This window comes from Hugenholtzia roseola DSM 9546, from assembly GCF_000422585.1.
Taxonomy (GTDB): Bacteria; Bacteroidota; Bacteroidia; order Cytophagales; family Bernardetiaceae; genus Hugenholtzia; species Hugenholtzia roseola.
In genome coordinates this window covers 1-19677 of sequence record NZ_AUGI01000063.1, presented here as the reverse complement: position 1 = coordinate 19677, position 19677 = coordinate 1, and the positions used below count along the sequence as shown (strand labels likewise).

13 protein-coding genes and 1 pseudogene are annotated in these 19677 nt (G+C 44.4%); 8 read left to right on the top strand and 6 right to left on the bottom strand.

Annotation, left to right across the window (positions count from 1 at the left end; genetic code table 11):
* From G500_RS26380 to G500_RS0107760, 3 genes and pseudogenes are all read right to left on the bottom strand, one after another.
* Positions 1-83 (bottom strand): annotated as a pseudogene (locus G500_RS26380) (TIGR00266 family protein); the annotation flags it as partial.
* Between the two features lie 878 nt (positions 84-961).
* A complete protein-coding gene (locus G500_RS0107765) occupies positions 962-1588 on the bottom strand; it encodes an outer membrane beta-barrel protein (protein WP_035756702.1) in 627 nt (208 codons plus the stop codon).
* 143 nt (positions 1589-1731) lie between these two features.
* Entirely contained in the window at positions 1732-5118 is a 3387-nt protein-coding gene (locus G500_RS0107760) for a hypothetical protein (RefSeq protein WP_027002155.1), read from the bottom strand.
* A 390-nt stretch (positions 5119-5508) separates the two neighbouring features.
* Between G500_RS0107760 and G500_RS0107750 the strand changes: the two genes are divergently transcribed.
* Complete coding sequence (locus G500_RS0107750; protein ID WP_027002154.1) at positions 5509-6213, top strand: porin family protein; 705 nt, start codon at positions 5509-5511, stop codon at positions 6211-6213.
* A gap of 335 nt (positions 6214-6548) precedes the next feature.
* Here the strand turns inward: G500_RS0107750 and G500_RS0107740 are convergent, their stop codons facing one another.
* The gene (locus G500_RS0107740; RefSeq protein ID WP_027002153.1) at positions 6549-8129 is read right to left on the bottom strand and encodes an NAD(P)/FAD-dependent oxidoreductase; all 1581 of its coding nucleotides are present in this window, start codon (positions 8127-8129) and stop codon (positions 6549-6551) included.
* 198 nt (positions 8130-8327) lie between these two features.
* Here G500_RS0107740 and G500_RS22820 point away from each other — a divergent pair, with 198 nt between their 5' ends.
* Both G500_RS22820 and G500_RS22815 read left to right on the top strand, forming a co-directional pair.
* Positions 8328-8885, top strand: a complete 558-nt coding sequence (locus G500_RS22820) for a peroxiredoxin family protein (RefSeq protein WP_086047856.1) — start codon at positions 8328-8330, stop codon at positions 8883-8885.
* 243 nt (positions 8886-9128) lie between these two features.
* Positions 9129-14441, top strand: coding sequence for an AAA family ATPase (locus tag G500_RS22815; protein WP_051203373.1), 5313 nt, complete (start codon positions 9129-9131; stop codon positions 14439-14441).
* Positions 14442-14483: 42 nt separating this feature from the next.
* Here G500_RS22815 and G500_RS0107715 read toward each other — a convergent pair whose 3' ends face one another.
* Complete coding sequence (locus tag G500_RS0107715) at positions 14484-15626, bottom strand: aminotransferase class V-fold PLP-dependent enzyme (protein ID WP_027002152.1); 1143 nt, start codon at positions 15624-15626, stop codon at positions 14484-14486.
* Positions 15627-15981: 355 nt separating this feature from the next.
* Here G500_RS0107715 and pssA point away from each other — a divergent pair, with 355 nt between their 5' ends.
* Both pssA and purS read left to right on the top strand, forming a co-directional pair.
* Positions 15982-16671, top strand: coding sequence for a CDP-diacylglycerol--serine O-phosphatidyltransferase (gene pssA, locus G500_RS0107710; protein ID WP_035756708.1), 690 nt, complete (start codon positions 15982-15984; stop codon positions 16669-16671).
* A 32-nt stretch (positions 16672-16703) separates the two neighbouring features.
* Positions 16704-16955 carry a phosphoribosylformylglycinamidine synthase subunit PurS gene (gene purS, locus G500_RS0107705; RefSeq protein WP_027002150.1) on the top strand — a complete coding sequence of 84 codons (252 nt, stop codon included), beginning with the start codon at positions 16704-16706 and terminating at the stop codon, positions 16953-16955.
* A gap of 103 nt (positions 16956-17058) precedes the next feature.
* Here the strand turns inward: purS and G500_RS0107700 are convergent, their stop codons facing one another.
* Positions 17059-17844: an EI24 domain-containing protein gene (locus G500_RS0107700; RefSeq protein ID WP_027002149.1), complete on the bottom strand. Its 786-nt coding sequence runs from the start codon at positions 17842-17844 to the stop codon at positions 17059-17061.
* Positions 17845-18052: 208 nt separating this feature from the next.
* Between G500_RS0107700 and G500_RS0107690 the strand changes: the two genes are divergently transcribed.
* The 3 genes from G500_RS0107690 to G500_RS22805 form a co-directional block, all read left to right on the top strand.
* Positions 18053-18448, top strand: a complete 396-nt coding sequence (locus G500_RS0107690; protein WP_027002148.1) for a J domain-containing protein — start codon at positions 18053-18055, stop codon at positions 18446-18448.
* Positions 18449-18519: 71 nt separating this feature from the next.
* Complete coding sequence (locus G500_RS22810; RefSeq protein WP_051203372.1) at positions 18520-19338, top strand: PspA/IM30 family protein; 819 nt, start codon at positions 18520-18522, stop codon at positions 19336-19338.
* 51 nt (positions 19339-19389) lie between these two features.
* Positions 19390-19677 (top strand): transposase family protein (locus tag G500_RS22805; protein WP_035756699.1); only part of this gene is annotated, 288 nt, incomplete at its 3' end.

Sequence of the window (19677 nt, the reverse complement as noted above, 5' to 3'; positions counted from 1 at the left end):
ACAGTTTCGCCATTGTCAAGCTCTACTTCTACTATTTGAATATCGCCGCCAATAATGCGGTAGTCTATTTCGTGAGATTTCATCGGTTTGGTGGGGAAAGTGAGAAAATAAGAAGATTTGTTTGAAAAACGACACACAACAAACAGTCTTGTTGCATCAGGTCAGACAATTTTAAAGAAAAAAAACAAACCCATCTATCTCAATTTTATGAAACCCCAAAAAGAGTTTGCGGAAGTGGCTTTTCAAACAAGGAATTTAGCAACAAAAAACCCAAAATGCTATTAAAAGCATTTCGGGCTTGCAGCACGTTGTTGCAACGATAAAAGCCTTAAATGCACCCCACCCCAAACCTCAGTAATGTTAAGTTCTGCGAAAAACCTTGTTTTGCCAAATTAGAAACGAAATAAAATTTGGACTAAACCCATTTTTAGGTCTGAAAGTCCTTTTTTATTTCAGTCTCACTGCGGACAAGGCAATGCCTTGTCCCTACATTTGAATCTGATTTTTAGAATTTAACATTACTGCCATAGGGCGGGGCTTTTATTCGGTATCATTTTTTACATTTATGCAAAAAATGATTTGGTTTTCGAACCCTCCCCTATGGGGGGAAGGCAGGGTGCAGTAATGTTAAGTTCTGCGAAAAACCTTGTTTTGCCAAATTAGAAACGAAATAAAATTTGGACTAAACCCATTTTTAGGTCTGAAAGTCCTTTTTTATTTCAATCTCACTGCGGACAAGGCAATGCCTTGTCCCTACATTTGACTCTGTTTTTTTAGAATTTAACATTACTGCCATAGGGCGGGGCTTTTATTCGGTATCATTTTTTACATTTATGCAAAAAATGATTTGGTTTTCGAACCCTCCCCTATGGGGGGAGGGCAGGGTGGGGGTTCAGAAACTTTGCACGAAGCTAAAATTTCGCGCTACACTTTCTTGATAGATTTAAAACGTTCTCTTATTCTAATAATTCCCCAAAGGAAAAGTAATGCCTACATTAAGAGCCAAAACGCCATTATTGAGTGTAGAGAGCGAACTTTTCGTAATGTCGGTTAAGCCGCGATGAAAGCGCACGTCGAACAAAAGCCACTTGCCCTCGCCTAAGCTATAATGCAGCCCTGCACCTAAGAGCAAGCCCAAATCGCCGCTTTCGAAGTTGGCTTTGACATCTTGCGCAGCGGCATCACCTATTTTCTGTTTGGCAGAAAGCAAAATGCCATAACTACCACCGATAAAGACCTTCGGAACAATATCCGAACCCTCGCTCACAAAATAGTAGGTAGGGATAATGGCAAGCTGACCATAATTAAGCGATGTGGTAATATCAGGTGCATTGTCGGATTGTAGAGAAGCCCCTTTCATGGCAAAATCCACTTCGGCGGTAATGCCGAAAGTAGGCACGACGCTATAATTGAAGACAAGACCTGCATTAGCCCCTACTTTGCCGCTATAAGGCTCGGCATCTTTGCCGTAGAAATTTGCCACATTCAAGCCTGCACGCAAACCGATGGAAGTATTCACCTGTGCCGAAGCAGAAAGGCTAAGGGCAAATACAAAAAACAAGAGAAATAAGAATTTTGTAGTTTTCATGTTAAGGAAGATGATAGTAAATTGTTGTACTCAAACCGCCTGCCAAAATAGACTGAAAAGGAAATTTTTATAGATAAAAAAAACAGTTACCAGCCGAAGCCGATAACTGTTTTTTAAAACTATGGTCTAAGACCTAACTAAAATTAGTCAAGCTCTACACCAGTTCCGTAGTGGATATCACGGATATAGTTCATACCAGAGTAAGTTTCGAACAAGCCGAAGTTACCACCAGCAGGACCACCGATGAAGCGGAATGGCTCACCATCAGCAGGGATAGATGGGTGGTTCAAAGGCAATACGAATAAGCCAGAACCTTGGTCTGTTACACTAACACCGATAACGCGTTCTGCATTGTAAGGGTCTACGATAGCGCGACCTGCAAAGCCAGTATCACCGATAAGAACGTTGATAGCAGACAAGCGGAATGACAAGAACAACTCGTTATCTACGTTGTTTTCGTTGTAACCTAAGTACTCGTCAATAGCAGAGTAGCCCAAACCAGTGTTTGTAGACTGACGGATACCTTCAAAGTAGTTAGAGAAACCAACAAAACCACCGAAAGCACCACTCATGCCACCTGAATGACCGTCAGCACCGTTTCCGTTCAAGAAATACTCAAACTGAGTACCAAGAGGAATACCGCCTAAGAAAGCGTGTGTCGCTTGCAAACGAGCGTTGAAGGCATTTTGGATAGCACCTACACCTGTTGCAACACCAATCGCTTCTACGGCAATATCAGCAGGCGTGATAAGAGGCTCAGTAGGAAGGAATGGATTGTTAGGAATAGTTACGTCAAAAGTAGAAAGAGGACCAGTAGTTGGGAATGAACCACGGCTATTAGTAGGAATTGCATCAAATGCATCTCTGATAGTAGTGTTCAATTCGTCTAAGTCTTCAGCAGACTTGTTACCACCGTATACATAGATTTGAGGACGTACTGCATAACCTAAACCACCATTCGCGATTGTAAAGCGAAGGATAGCAGGAGTAAGAGCAGCTCTTACAGCAGCGTTGTTATCAGAATCCGTAGCGAAAATTTCCTCGATAGTGAAAGGAATGTTATTGGCTTGAGCAGTAGCGTAATCAGCACCTGCTTCATAAATCTCAATACCAATCACTGTGCTTCCACTGAATACAGGATAACCGTAAGCACGCTGACCGCCTGCCGCAGTAGGCTCAGCAAACCATACTACGTATGAGTTGTCTTCTGCGTCAAGGTCAGTGTTAGCGTTAGGGTCAGAAAGTTTATCTTGGATAAAGCTACCTACGCCAGTACCATTGATAACATAGTTATCAACAGAAGAACCACCTAAGCCGAATTCAGCATCAAGAGAAGTTTGGTCGTTAGGTACAAAGATGCTCAATCCGCCGTCAAACAAAGTACCGTTCAAAGCTGCGTCATAAGCACCAGCATCTACGATGCGAACGCTGATAACCTGACCAGTAGCGTCAACTTCTGCCACGAAGCTCGCAGCGCGTTGTGTTTGGTTGGCAGCAGGGATAGAAGTACCTTGTGTATAAGTAACAACAGGAACGAATACATAGCCAGAACCAGTAGCAGTACCGTTGTTTACAGTCAAGTCAAGCGTGTTAGCTGTAACAAAGCCTGCGTGTGCAGGGTTGAACTCTAACTGACCGTTATTGATAACAAACAACTCATCACCATCTGTGTCTGAATCAGCAGAAGCATCTTGCTGCGAATATCTAAAAGGAGAGTTATTCAAAGCAGTAAGGGCTGCAACAGTCCAGTTAGAAGAAGAAGAAGTAACTTCAATCTCCTGAACAGTACCGATGTCATCACCACTTGAGTTTTCCCAATCATACTCAAAATCAGCTACAACGCTAAGTGTCAAGCCAGTGATTTGAGGAATGTTGATAACAGGGTCAAGACCAGTCCAACGACCAGTTTCTTGTGAAGGGAATGCAGCGATAGGGTCAATGAAACCGTAACCACCGTCGATGATGCGTACATTTGTACGGATAGCAGTAGCAGGAGTTTGAATAGTACCGAAACCTGTTACGCCAGTAGTGTTACGCATGAAAGAAACCGAAGGAGCGGCAGTGTAGCCAGCACCAGGGTTCGTTACACGAATACGGAATACTTCACGACCTCTGTCATTAGCATCAGCAGCAGTCAATACAACTTGACCAGTAGCTTGTGTGCCAGCAGTAGGCGCAGAGAAAGTAACCATTGGAGGCAATACGTCTGTAGCCGTTGCGTTAGCAGCGTCAGTAACGTCAGCCAAGTAGTAACCAGGATTCAAACCAGCTACGCCAGCAGCGTCAGCAGCTTGGAAAGAAACTCTGTCTTCAGCAGTTGCACCACCAGGGTTTACTACCAAGAAGTCTGAACCACCGATACGCTCGGTAAGAAGACGGTCACCGTTGATGTAAGCTACATTTACAACAGCAGGCTCATCTACGAATGAAGCTCTCCAGAAAGAGAAGTCTGCCAAATCGTTAGCACCAGTTTGGATATCACCAGACTGTGTGTCGTTAGCAGTATTCATTGTGTAAAGGAAGCGAGTGCTTGTAGCAAGACCGAAGTTATCAGTTTGCTCGTCGTCGTCAGTAGAGCCGTCAAAAATAGGGTCGAAAGCATACCAAATACGGTCAGCAGCGAAGTCAGAAGCCAACACTTTGATAGGCAAACCAGAAGCAGTAGCCGCTACTAACATAGAGTAGTCGCCGCTTCCATTGACAGTAGAACGCTGAGAAGCCTCTTCGTAAGCGATACGCTGGATTTGACCAGAACGGTTAGTTTGGTCGCCACCGTTGATACCGTTATTGTCAAGGTATACAGAGTTGTTGTCGATGATATACTTATCCCAGAAACCACCTGCATCAACGTCGATGTGTGCTGTGATAGGCGTACCAGAAGGAACGTTCTCTTCGATAGAGTTAGTAAGGTCGATTTCAGCTACAGCCTTACCAGAAACGTTAGCGATGTCTTCGATAGCAGCGTTAGGGCTGTTAGGGTCATCGAATACAGGAACTACGTTACCTACATAAGCGATAGCACCGTTAGCTACACCACCGTTAGGAGTAAGGTTAGAAACGTAGCTTACGTTAGTGTGGTCTGGAGCGTCGATATGAACCGCTACTTCACCGCTATAAAGTTCGAAAACAGCAATACCAGACTCGTCAGTAGTAACGGTCTGTACCATTGCGCCACCGAATTGAGTAGCAGTAACAGTTACGCCAGCAACACCTTGTACGTCTTCTAAGCGACCGTTAGTGAAAGCAGAAGAACCGCCAGGCACTACAGTAACGGCATAAAATACTTTACCGCCAGCATTGTCGCGCATCATTTGGTCGAGCGCAGCGCGGAAAGTTTCAAGGTCTTTGATGTTGTTGAGTTCGTTAAGAGCAGCAACAGAGTCTCTTTTTTGCTGTTCCCATGCACGACGGTTTTCTAAGTCGTAAGCATCATCCTCCGTGAACTCGGTACGGTTACAAGCAGAAAACGCTACAAGCGCTAATACAACTGCTACGTATTTGAAGGAATAAATGAAAAGATTTTTTAACATAAACAATAGAGTTTAGTGTAATTATGTTTATCAAGTCGTTGTTTTCGCACACACTTTATCTCTACACTTGTGCTGCAAAGGTAGGTCAATTTTTTCGAACCACCAAACTTTTTCGAAAAAAAAGACATAAATTTTCTTTTTGCTTTTGGAATCCCAAATATTTGAGTAAATTTGCAGGTGAATAAATACAAGTTTCCGTATAGGCGCGAGGGGATTTGTTGGTATCTTCTTGTTTTCTCCTTATATAATAAGGTATAGATAGTTGTAAGAGCCTCTTTTCGCCCTTTTGGAACACTTGTTGCGGTCTTAACTCTTTATTTAGGAACATCAAAACTTAACCCAAAAGCGATGAAGTCAAACAGACTTTTTTCTCTCCTCGCATGCATAGCCATGCTCTTCACTTTCGGCGTAGCCTCTGCCCAAACCGAACCCGCTACGGAAGGTGACAAAGGTGGAAGCCTCCAAGTAGGTTTTCGCTTAGGTACTACTTACTCTAAGTTCTTATTGAACGATGCAGGTTATTCTGAGTATGCCGACTACAACCGTCGTCGCGTAGGCTTTACAGGTGGCGGCTTCGTTACTTACAATTTTAGCAAGTGGGTAGGTCTTTCAGGTGAAGTATTGTACTCACAAACTGGTACAAACAACATCAACTACCAAGTAGGTAATATCGCAGGCATGACCGACTATAAGACAAGCAATATTGCTTTGAACGTATTGGCGGACATTCGCGTACCCGTTATCTCTGTTTATGAGCCACGTTTCTATGTAGGTCCTTCATTCGACTTTATCGTAGATGGCTGGAATGAGCGTTATACTGGCGCAGCAGGTAGCACAAGCTATGTTGGTTCTGCAAAAGGAGCTACTGACGCTACTAATCAATTCAAAGTGCTTGACTTCGGTATGATTGTAGGTGCTGGTTTGGATTTCGACTTGAAATTTGCAAAATTGAAATTAGACGCACGTTACCGTCAAGGTTTGAGCAACATCAACAACAAGACCAACCAAAGCCTAAACCGCTACTTAGTGGGCAAAGATATGCACTCAAGCAGCTGGATTTTCACAGCAGGTCTTGGCTTCTCTATCGGCAAATAATTGCCCCTTTATATAGGAGAAGAGAAACCTATAAAGTCTAAGACTTTATAGGTTTTTTTGTGTTTTTTCTGAACCCCCACCCTGCCCTCCCCCCATAGGGGAGGGTTCGAAAACCAAATCATTTTTTTCGCATAAATGCAAAAAAAATGATTCCGAATCAAAGCCCCGCCCTATGGGGCAGTAATGTTAAATTCTAAAAATTAAGTTCGAATGTAGGGACAAGGCAATGCCTTGTCCGCAGGGTAAAATTGAAAAATTTTGTTAGTTCATTCGTGCATGGTTCGGACAACGCAGTGCGTTGTCCCTACAAAATAGAGGCGGGTACGAAATGCAAATTATTTTTTTGCATACAAAGCGACCAACATTTCGGCACAACGCTCGCCATCAATCGCTGCCGAAGCGATACCACCTGCATAGCCCGCTCCCTCGCCCGATGGAAAAAGGCGTTTGATTTGAGTGTGTTCCCTGCTTTGCGCCTCTCTTGGGATTCTAACGGGGGAAGAAGTGCGGCTTTCTACCCCTACAATTTGGGCTTCATTGGTCAGATAGCCCTTCATTTTCCTACCAAAAGCAATAAAACCCTTGCGTAATCGCTCGGCGATAAAGGCAGGCAGCACCTCGTCCATTTTTACCGAAACCAAACCGGGCTGATAAGAGGTATCTAAAAGGCTCTGTGAAAGGCGTTTTTCTACAAAATCGACCATCAATTGGGCAGGGGCAGCCTGTGTGCCACCAGCTAAGGCGCAGGCTTTTCGCTCGATGTCTTGTTGGAAGCGCAGGGCAGCCAAATTGCCAAAGGTCTGATAGGGCTTTTCCAACTTATATAAATCGGCAGGCTCTACCGCCACGACAATTCCCGAATTGGCATATTTAGAATTGCGGCGCGAAGGCGACATGCCATTGACCACCACTTCGCCTGCCTCCGTAGCCGAAGGAACGATAAAGCCCCCTGGACACATGCAGAACGAAAAAACGCCTTTTTCCTGCCCTTTAAACGCAACCTGCTCCACCAAAGCATAAGAAGCCGCAGGAAGCAAACCCCTTTCAGGACGGTGATATTGTATGCTATCGATAAGACTCTGACGGTGTTCTATTCGCACCCCCAAGGCGAAAGGTTTTGCCTCTATCTCTATTTTTTTTCGGTCTAAAAGTTCGAAAATATCACGCGCCGAATGTCCTGTGGCTAAAATAATGCCTATGCCTTTTATTTTTTCGCCACTCTCCAAAACTACGCCTTTTGCTTCTTCTTGGTCTAATATCAAATCTATGACTTTGGTATTGAAATGCACTTCACCGCCTGCTTCTATGATGCTTTTTCTGATTTCGGCTACAATACGAGGCAGTTTGTTTGTTCCAATATGGGGGTGTGCTTCTACCAAAATATCCTCACTTGCGCCATGTGCTACAAAAATTTCTAAAATCCTACGCCAGTCGCCTCTCTTTTTCGAGCGCGTGTAAAGTTTGCCATCGGAATAAGTACCCGCTCCGCCCTCGCCAAAACAGTAATTCGATTCAGGATTTACTAAGTGCCTACGGCTAATGTTGGCGATGTCTTCGGTGCGATTTTTTACATCTTTGCCGCGCTCTATCAAAATCGGTTTGATGCCCAATTCTATTAGGCGCAAAGCCGCAAACATGCCTGCCGGTCCTGCCCCTACGACAATCGCCTGTGCCGCACCCGCTACATTGGGATACGACCTTTGATAGGAAACGCGCTCTTTGATAGGCTCATTCTCAAAAACCTGCGTTTCGACAACGACCTTGACAGGGGCTTTTCGAGCATCAATGGAACGCTTGGCTTGGCGGATAAAACAAGGCGCGTCGGCAGAAATTTTCAAATCCTGACGCACATACGCCTCGAAAAGAGTCGTATCGAGGGCAATTTCAGGCGCAAGGGTGTACGTAATTTGGCGCATAGGCTAAAAACAAAGTTCTTTTCTACAATAAATTTCTCTCCCTAAGCATTTTGGCAGAGCAAAGGATTTTGATTTGCACCTGCAAAGATACCGATTTGCCCTCATTTTTTGGATACATTTTTGAAAAAGCTATCTTTGGGCTGTCAAAACAGACGTATTTCCCACCTTTCTTTTTACCTTTCAAATCACAAGTTTCCTATGCTACTTTCAAAATTTAATTGGGCAAACACGCCTTTCAAAAGCCATCTCTTGGCTTCTACCTTTGGGCTTTTCTGCTTCCTTTTTGCTTTTTCGGCAAAGGCGCAAATAGAAAAACTCGAAATTCCTGCCATTTCCATCAAAGACATCGACGGCAATACGGTCAATATCCAAGACTACATCAACAAAGATGCTCCTACCATTATTAGCTTTTGGGCTACTTGGTGCAAACCCTGCATCAGCGAACTGACCGCCATCAACGAAGAATATCAGGATTGGCAGGAAGAAACAGGCGTGAAATTGTTGGCAATTTCAACAGACGACGCGCGTAGTCGTACCCGTATCCCGACGATTGTAAATGGCAAGAATTGGGAATTTGAGGTCTTCAACGACGAAAACGGCGAACTAAAACGCGCCTTAGGGGTGCAAAATATGCCCCACACGTTCATTTTAGACAAGAACGGAAAAGTGGTCTGGCAGCATGCCTCCTACAATCCCGGTGATGAAGCCGAGTATTACGAAGTCTTGAAAAAATTAGTGGCTGAATCAGCTGAATAACGGCATCTATTTGAAAAATACTACCCACTTGCACCGACCCTGATGTTTTTTTAAGAAAAAAGACTATCAGGGTTTTCTTTATAGAAAAAATTTGGCAAAAGCGAGGCTTTTCAAAAAAAATGCGTATCTTAGCTATTGAAAACCAAAATATTGTGCTTGTGCCTTCAACATTTGGCAACATCAAGCGTTATATGAAAAAAAGCTAATATTCCCAATTCAACACGCACAGTCTTACGAAATACTATGTATGAGCCTGCCACTGCCCCAAAAATTCTTTTTGAAGGCGTAAATTCTATTATCTATTATCGCGAGCAGAGTGAGTATGGGACACCTGTGGTGGTCAAGGTATTGAAAAATGATTTTCCCAGCCCTTCCCAGATTGTGCAGTTTAATAATGAATACGAATTTACAAAAGATTTAGCCCTCGCAGGCATACGGAAAGCCTACAAGAAAGACCGCATCAACAACCGCCCTGCCCTTATTTTAGAATACTTTGCAGGCACGACACTCAAAAAGACCTTTGCCGAACAACAATGGACGTTCCGCGATTTTCTAAAAATAGCCATCAATATTGCGCATAGTTTAGGCGAAATTCATCAGCATCATATCATACACAAAGACATCAATAGCAATAATATCTTAGTTGATTTAAAAAGTCATCAAATTAAAATCATAGACTTTGGTATCTCCTCACACATCGATACGCGCATACAAGACCTAAAAAATCCTGATGCCTTAGAAGGCACACTTGCCTACATTTCGCCCGAACAGACAGGGCGCATGAATCGCAATGTAGATTATCGCTCCGATTTGTATTCGCTGGGGATTGCCTTTTATGAAGTCTTGGCGGGTAAGCTCCCTTTTCAAGCCAAAGATTCGATAGAATTGGTGCATTGTCATTTGGCGCATCGCCCTACGCCCATTCACCAAATCAATGCCTCTGTGCCGCGCGTGCTTTCGGATATGGTGATGAAACTTTTAGAAAAAAATTCAGAAGACCGCTACCAATCGGCTTGGGGCTTGAAGGCAGACTTGGAAAAATGCCTCACACGCTTCGAAGAGAAAGGCAAAATAGAATCCTTTTCTATCGCCGCCGACGACTTTTCGGATAGCTTCAAAATTCCACAAAAACTCTACGGACGCGAGGGCGAGGTTTCGGTCTTATTGAGTGCCTTCCAGCGTGTCAGTGAGGGTGCAGTGGAAATGGTCATGATTGCGGGCTATTCAGGGGTAGGAAAGTCGGCACTTATCAGCGAGGTGCATAAGCCGATTACCGAAAAAAGAGGCTATTTTATTTCGGGCAAATACGACCAGTACCAGCGCAATATCCCCTATTCGGGGCTTATTCAAGCACTTTCCGACTTAGTGGCGCATGTGCTGACGGAAAGCAAAGAACTTTTGGACAAATGGCGGAAGCGCGTTTTGAGTGCCGTAGGAACAAATGGGCGTGTTCTGACCGACGTTCTGCCCAACTTAGAACTTATTATCGGCAAACAGCCCGAAGTGCAGGAATTGCCACCCAACGAAGCACGCAATCGTTTCAATTACGTTTTCAAAAGTTTTATCCGCGCCATTAGTCAGCAGCAGCACCCTGTTGTGCTATTTTTAGACGACCTACAATGGGCAGATGCCTCTTCCCTTGCCCTGATTCAGGTCATCATCAACGACGAAGGCAATCGCTACCTGCTCATCATTGGGGCTTATCGCGATAACGAGGTTACTTCGGCGCACCCCATGTCGGTCATGGTGGCGGATTTGAAGTCTAAATTGCGCCCCATTACCCAACTTACTTTGGACAATTTGCGCTTCGAAGATGTGCAGAAATTAGTAGCCGACGCGCTCAAAACAGACACCAAAGAGGTCAAAGATTTGGCTTATTTGCTTTATCGCAAGACGCATGGCAATGCCTTTTTTGTAACCCAGTTTTTAGGGGCTTTGTATGAAGAAGGCTTGCTTACCTTCGATTTTCAGAAGAAAAAATGGATTTGGGACATTCAACAAATTGAAGCCAAGAACACTACCGAAAATGTGGTAGAACTCATGGCGAGTAAGATTGAAAAATTGCCCTCCCAGACCCAAGAGATTCTCAAATTTGCCGCCTGCATAGGCGATAAATTCGAGCTTCGGACGCTCTCTATTCTTTTTAAAGCTACCCCCGAAACTACTTTCAGCCACTTATGGGTAGCCGTACAGGAAGGGCTTGTCGTGCCGCTTTCCGAGCATTACCGTTTTATTTCTACTATAGAAAAAGAAGAAGATTTTGCCCTCTGTCGTTTCAAATTTTTGCACGATAGGGTGCAGCAAGCCGTTTATTCCCTCCTTTCGGCAAGCAAAAGAAGCGAACTGCACTATGAGGCAGGTAAGATTTTGCGTAAAAATCTGACCGACGCACAATTAGAAAGTCGCATTTTCGATGTCGTCAATCAGCTCAATGTAGGCTTGCCGCTAATAGACGAGCAGGAAGAACGCTACGATTTGGCACGCCTCAACCAAGTGGCGGGGCGAAAGGCAAAACTTTCCGCCGCCTACGATGCCGCCTTCGACTATTTCTATGCAGGGACGGCTTTGGTAGGCGATATTGGCTTCGAGCAGGAATACGATTTGGCTATCGCCCTTTATGTGGAAGCCGCCGAAACCGCCTATTTAAGCGGTCAGACGCAGGGCATGGAGCAGTTTTTAGATAAGATTTTAGAAAAAGGAAAAAGCATTTTAGACAAAGTACAAGCCTACGAAGTACGCATCAATTACTACATTTCTTGCAACAAATTAGAAGATGCCATCAAGACTGCCCTCTATGTCTTGCGTCTTTTGAAGGTGCGCTTTCCCAGAAGTGTAACCAAACTGCACCTTTTGGCGGCTTTGATGAAGATAAAGTTCAATATGCGAGGCAGGAGCATTTTTAGCCTCTACGACCTTCCAGAAATGAAAGACCCCAAGCGTTTGGCAGCCATGCGTATCCTAACGGCTCTTAGTTTGGCGGCGTTTGTGGCAGGTTCGCCCTACTATCCGCTGATTATCTTCAAACAAGTTTTGCTTTCTATCAAATACGGCAATGCGCCTGTATCGGTCTTTGCCTACTCTTCGTATGGCATTATCCTTTGTGGGGTCTTGCGCAACATCAATTCGGGTTATCGTTTTGGCGAATTGGCTATCAAACTTTTAGAAAAACACAACACAGAACGCTTTAAGGCACGCACCTACATGGTTGCGAACGCCTTAGTGCGCCATTGGAAAGAGCCACTCGAAAATAGCCTCAAACCGCTTTTGAAAGCCTATAGAAAAGGCATCGATACGGGCTTTTTCGAATATGGCACTTATGCTGTTTTTATGTATTGCATCTATCGCTTTTATGCAGGACACGAACTCACTTCTTTGGACAAAGAAAGCGATATGTATATCAATGCGACCTATCAGCTCAAACAAATGACTCCCTATCAGAACCTAAAAATCGTCCGACAAACGATTCTCAATCTGACAGGGCAAGCCCAAAATCCGCTCGAATTAGTGGGGGCAGAATGTGATGAAGGCTTAGAAGAAAGACTTGTCAATGGCAGTAATAAGACCGCCATCTGCATTTATTACGTCAATCGCGCCATTATTTCCTACCTTTTAGGCGACTATGTAGGGGCAGAAAATCATATCAAAATTGCAGAGCCAAACTTGGCTTCGGTAACTTCGAGTGCGGGGATTCCTGTTTTTTATTTCTACGATTCACTCATTCATATCAGCCTTTTGCTCACCGAGCCACAATATACCAAAAAACGCGCCCTTAAAAGGATAGAAAACAACCTCAAACTTTTCAAAAAGTGGGCAAAATACGCACCTACCACACATCTGCATAAAATCCACCTCATCGAAGCCGAATTAGCCGCTTTGCAAGAGGATTTGCCCAAAGCCGAGCGCAATTATTATTTAGCCATAGAATTGGCAGGCAAGCACAATTTTATACAAGAAGAAGCCCTTTCGAAAGAGTTGTTCGGACGCTATTGGCTTAAAAGAGGGCAGGAAGACATCGCCGCGCTCTTTTTACGAAAAGCCTATTACGACTATCGCCTTTGGGGTGCAAAGGCAAAACTCGACCAAATGGAGGAAATTTATGGGCGTTTTATCAAAGACGACACCAGCCACCAGTTTAAAAGCGGCTCTTCCTTTCAGGTTACGACGACTCACAACCGCACCCTTTCCACCACAGGCAGCACAGGCGGCTCACAATCGGGCAGCAATAGCCTCGATGTAGAGAGTCTGATAAAGGCATCTCAAACGCTTTCGCAGGAAGTCAATTTCAGTGAACTTATCGCCAAAATGATAACCGTAGTGATTGAAAATGCAGGGGCGGAAAAAGGCATTTTTATACAAAACGACGAAGGCAGGCTTGTCATTTCGGCTTATACCGACGCAAACGCCTCGCCTTATGAAGAGTTCGACTCTGCCACACAACTTATCGGCACATTAGCCGACGAAAGTCAGGAACTGCCCCTTTCTTTGCTCAATTACGTCTTGCGAACCCAACAGCCCCTTGTTTTGTCTGATGCCCTGCAAGACGACAAGTACGCCTTAGACCCTTATATCAAACAACGCCGCCCCAAATCGGTACTCTGCTTTCCTATCTCACGCAAAGGCAAACTCAATGGCATTATCTATTTGGAAAACAACCTCATAGACAACGCCTTCACACCCGAACGCCTCCGTATCCTCAATATGCTCTCCTCGCAGATGAGCATCTCGATAGAAAATGCCCTTTTATACAAAAACTTAGAACAAAAGGTGCAAGACCGCACCGCCGAACTGCAATCGCAAACGCAGCGCATTACCGATAGTATCCGATACGCCCAAACCATTCAGCAGGCTATCCTACCCACAGATGCTTCCCTGAAAAATGCTTTCCACGAGTTTTTTGTCATTTTCAGACCCAAAGACATCGTTTCGGGCGACTTCTATTGGATGACGCAGGTAGAAAATTATACCTTCGCTGCCGTCATCGACTGCACAGGGCATGGCGTTCCCGGTGCTTTTATGAGTGTGGTAGGAAATACGCTCCTCAACGAAATTGTCAATCTCAAACGAATTTGGCAGCCTGCCCAAATTTTACAACTCCTACATGAAGGCATCAGAATTGCCCTCAAACAACGCCAAACCGACAACACCGACGGCATGGACATCGGACTCTGCCGCATAGAACGCCATGAAACTTGGGTAGAAGTCTTGTATGCAGGCGCAAAACGTCCGCTTTATTATACCTACAATGAAGCCTTACAAAAATTTAAGGGCGACAATAGAAGTATCGGCGGTTTGCTCAAAAAGAAAGAAGAGCCTTTCAATACCCAACAAGCCGCCCTCTTGCGTGGCGACGTTCTCTACCTTTCTACCGACGGCTTCATAGACCAAGCCGACGAGGAGAAGCAAAAATTTGGCACGCTGCGTTTTGAACAACTTTTAGCCTCTATCAAGGAACGCCCTTTGGAAGAGCAGCGCGAAATTTTGGAAAATCAATTAGACCGCCATCAGGGAAAAGCCGAACAGCGCGACGACATTACCATTTTAGCCATTCAACTCTAAGCGCGAAGCAAGCATCAAATAAGTGTAAAAACGGCGTACTTATCAGCCGCGATAGCTTTCCAAAAAGGCGAGCAGTTTTTCGTAGTCTTGGTCAGTGTGTTGTGGAAAGTTCGCAATTCGAAACGAGGTATCTTTCCATTTTCCATACCCCCCGCCTAAGCGCAAGCCCTGTGCTAAGGCTTTTTCTTTCAAATCGCCTAATTTTTCACTTGGATAGGGGCAGGCAAGAACCGTAGGAGCAGGCAGGGCAAAATATTGTCCTTCTGCATTTTTAGGGGGTTGGAAAAGAGCCGTCTGATAGCCCCTTTGTGCCAAAGAAGCGCGTAGGAATTGATTTCGTTTTTCTAAAAAGGCTGCCGTTTGTGCAATATCAGGCAGATTTTTCAAAGTTTGGGCAAGCAAAAAGAGAGCGACCATGTTGGGCGTGTGTGTCGTTTGCGATTTCTCTATGTTGCGCAAAACATTGGGTAGGCTATTGTAAAAAGTAGGCTCTTGTGTTTTTTGGGCGGCTTCTTTTATTTTCTCCTGTGCAAAAGGCGAAAGCACCAACACTGCCAAACCCGCAGGCTGCCCGAAACACTTTTGTACCGAAGCAAACCAAATATCGCCATTCTGCCAAGCAAGCTCGATGCCCGCCATCGTAGAAGTCGCATCTATGCAGAGCAGGGCTTTTGGACTTTTCTGACGCAAATCAGACAAAAAAGCAGGGTTCAATAGGCTGCCATTGGAAGTTTCACCTTCTACCAAACAAAAAACTTCGGTTTGGGCGGAAGTAGGCGTATCCAAAAGCATTTCGACGGTTTGAAGCGTTGTATCTAATTCAAAATCAAAGCCTTGTGTTTGGTTCGGATTGAAATGACGGCGAAAGCGAAACCACTTCTCACCAAAAGCCCCATTGAAAAGGTGCAGAAAACGCGCCCCCCCAAAAGTACGATTGAGCGTATCCCAACATTCATTGGCAGAGCTAAGGAAAGCCACTTGATAGTCGGCAGGAATCGCTAATTTTTGGTGCAAAAGGGACTGTGCTTCCGCTACAATGGCGCAAAATTCAGGGCTTCGGTGAGGCAGACTAAAAACGCCCTTTTCAAGCCCCAAGGCGTAATAACTACCCATTTGGGGATAGATTTTAGTAGGGCCGGGCGCAAAACTAAGCGCGAAATTAAAATCGAGGGCAGAGGCAGCCATATTTTTCAAGTGGTTCGATTAAAAGCCTTCAAAAATTTATGAGATAAAAACAGACGTATCTTTTACGAAAGCAGGCTTGGAAAGGTCATCTATTTTTCGCCAAAAAAACATAAAAAACTTGACTTACAAAGGCGTGTATCTTTTTGGCAGGTGCAATTTTTTGAAATCCTTATAGGAAAATCGCCTTATTAAGTGCTATGAAAAGGCGCGTGTTTTCAAATTTGATACAAAATAAAATTTGGCACACAGGCTACAAACGAAGCTGGAGCTTCGCGCTACAGTTTAAAGCCATTTCTAACCTTTTCTAATCTTTTTATTCCTATCTTTGCGGCAGTTCTGTTTTCTCGATTTGCCCATGAAACGACATATTCCCAACTTTCTGACCAGTTGCAACCTATTTTCGGGTTGTGTAGGTATCGTATTTTGCTTTTCTGATAGGCTTCTCTGGGCTTGTTGGGCAATCGTATTGGCTGCGCTCTTCGATTTTTTAGATGGCTTTGTGGCGCGTCTTTTGGGGGTTAGTTCGCCCATAGGAAAGGAATTAGACTCGCTTGCCGACTGTGTAACTTTTGGGGTCTTGCCTGCCACGATTATTTTTGTGTTGCTCAAAGGGCTTACGCCTGACCCCTATCTGCCCTTTTCGGCGTTCCTACTTGCCGTTTTTTCGGCACTGCGTCTTGCCAAATTTAACATCGATACGCGACAAAGCGACGCTTTTATCGGCGTTCCCACTCCTGCCAATGCCCTGCTTATCGGTTCGCTACCCTTGATTATGACACATCAGGCAGAATTTGCGCCTTATTTTTTGCGTTTGGAAGTTTTGCTGCCTTTTATTGTACTGATGTCGTATCTTTTGGTAGCCGAATTGCCGCTTTTCGCGCTCAAATTTAAAAACTACGCTTGGGCGGGCAATCAAATCCGCTATATTTTCCTACTCCTTGCCCTATTGCTGCTTTTAAGCCTACAATACCTTGCTGTGCCTATCGTCATTGCCTTGTATGTAGTGCTTTCGGGGCTTGAAAAGTTTGTCTTTCAGAAACCTTAATTCCATTTCCAAACGCTCAAAAACGCTCTTTTATGAAATTTATCGCTGAAATTGATGTTATGCCGCTCAAAGAAATTTTAGACCCACAAGGAAAGGCTGTCAAGTTGGGGCTTAATAATTTGGGCTTAAAAGAGATTGACAACGTGCGCATAGGCAAACACATTTCGCTCGAAATAGAGGCACAAGACCAAGCCGATGCCGAGCAGAAGGTAGAAATTGCCTGCAAACGCCTTTTGGCAAATATGATTATGGAAGATTTCCGCTTTGCGGTGCGTCCTGCCTAAATGTGCAGCCATTTGAAGGGGCAAGGCAATCGCGCTTTGTCCCTACAAATAGGGAAATAAGATGGACAACCCTTGCCTAACTTTTTGGGTAAGCATTTGATTTTCAACTTTTTGAAGCTATTTTTTCCGCTTCCAATGCCCAACTTGCCCTACAAGCACCAATTACCCCTAAAATAGGTGCAATTAGCACGCCCAAGATGGGGACAAGCAGCATCAAATACACCATCAGACCCAAGCCCAAGGTGAAGGCTTTGTTCTGCCATACAAAAGCCCTACTTTCGGCTACATTGCGCCTAATGGTTTCATTGCGAAAATCGAGCAAACCAAAACCCCAGAAAAAGGATTCTATCAAGACCACTAAAAGCGTCGTGAAAGGGCTTAGGATAGAAACGAAAAAGCCCAGCAAAAGCAAAGGTAGCGTCAGGCTCAATTCTATCGCCAAATTGGTTAGGTTTATAATAAGTCCGCGCCGCAAATCCTGCCAAAAGATAGCAATGCTAAAAGGTGGCGATTCCCATTGTGGGTTCTGAATTTCCTCTATTTTGCCCGCTATGTAGGAAAAAAGCGGCGAAAGCAAGGTCAGCAGCAAGACTTTGTAGGTCTTGAAATAGAGTAAGAATAGGCTTAGAAAGAGTAAAATCCGAAAGAGCCACTCGAAGACTCCGCGCCAAAGATTGCCCCAAGTTTGTGCTTGTAGCCATTGTTGTACTTTTTCGTTGGCAAAATCAGAAAAAAAGTATGCCCCTGCAAGCAGCAAAAGAAAGAGCAAGCAATTGAGGAACATAGGCAGCAGGTAGTAATGCCAAAAACGTTGCTCGCGGCTAAAAGCTAAGGCACGCCAAGGGGCGAGCAGACCTGCAAAAAAGGCTTTTGAAAAATCTCTGACCATCGGATAAAGGAAGGATAAGGGATAAAGAGCGTGATTTTAGAGTGCGGAAAAGTGGGCTTTGCCTAACTTTCTTGCTTTTTCTATCGTTAAGATAGGCAAAGTTTTGCAAAATAGCCAAATAAGTTGTACCTTGTTTTGGGATACTCGAAAGGTTGCTCTTTTGCGCCGCTTTTTAGGCATTTACTCTACACCTCTAACATTTTACGCTATGCTCTTCGACCGCATTAAAAACATCATCAAAGCCTCCACAGGCGAATTTTTCGAGGGTCGTACCTACACCGATAAAGAATTTGAGGACATCGATGCAGAATATGAACGCCTTTTCGGACAAGACAATCCTACCCAAAAAGGACAACAAGGCGCGTCGCACCAAACCTATCAGAACCCGTACTTAGACCCCAAAGAAGTAGAATTTTATCAGGTCTTGAATTTGCCACACAATAGCTCTTTCGAGCAAATCCGCCAAGCCTATAAAAATCTCATCAAAGTCTATCACCCCGATAAGTGGATTCACAAGACTCCACAAGAACAGAAACAAGCCGCACAGAAGGCACAGCAAATCAATTTAGCCTACTCTTACTTTAAAAAGAAGATGAACGCCTAAGTTGTCAGATTTCCTAAATTGCGTGCTTTCCGCTCCTTTTCAATCCTAAAAAACATCAATCCAAATCGCTCATGTGGGAATTTTTCAAACGCTTTTTTTCCATCGGCAAGGCAAAAGCGCATGATAAGCTCGATAAGATAGAAGACCCTGCCAAAATCTTAGAGGATAGCATCAAAGAACTCAAAAAAGAGTTGTCTGAAAGCATGCAGGGGTTAGCCGAAGTCAAGGCACTGACCATCAAGACGCAGCGGCAGGTAGCACAAGCCGATGCCTCGGCACAGCAGCAGGAAAAAAAAGCTATGATTTTTTTGGAAAAAGCCGACAAAGGAGAGATAGACGAAGACGAAGCCGACCGCTTGGCAGCACAAGCCTTAGAACGCAAAAACCACATCTTGGCACTCTCGCAGGCAGATAGGAAAAATTTGCAGAGCTATCAGGATATGATTGCCAAAATGGAAGATAGTATCCGTATGAATCGCTCACAAATCAATCAATTTGAGGGCGAACTCAAATCCTTGAAATTGCGCTCACGTGTAAGCCAAACCACACAAAAGCTCAATAAGAGTTTGGCAGGCATGGACACGACCCAATCGAGCGCACTTTTAGACAAAATCCGCGATGAAGTCAATCAGCAGGAAGCCTTAGCCGAATCCTACAATGCCGTCTTGGGTATGAAGGACAACGTTGAAAATGAAGTGGATAAAATTCTGGGTGCTAACTATTCGCCACAGGTGAGTCAGGATTTGAAGGCTTTGAAGGAAAAGCGCAAACTTGCCCAAAAGAATGTCGCTTCCGAAACTGAAAAGAAACCCGAAACGCCGCCCCCTGCCACCAATCAGGAGCAAGACCATACGCCGCGTTTCAAGATTCACCGTCCAGAGCAAGACTAAGTAGGGCTTCCGCACCAAAATCGTTATCTTTGTGTAAAATTACGTGATGATATGGAAATTAGTTCTTATTTCGAGACAATAGCAGATTTTCGTGTGCAAGGTCGTTGCCTGCATGCGTTGGACGACATTTTGGCTTTAGTCCTTTTGGGGATTTTAGCGGATAATGATGATTTTGTAGAAATCGTTGATTTTGGTCAAGACAATTTAGCGGCTTTGCGAGCAGATTTTGGATTAAAATTAGCCAATGGGATTCCTTCGGTGGATACCTTAGAAAGAGTCTTTAAACATCTGAATATCAATAGCTTACAATCGTGTTATAACCGCTTGCTCACTGACTTA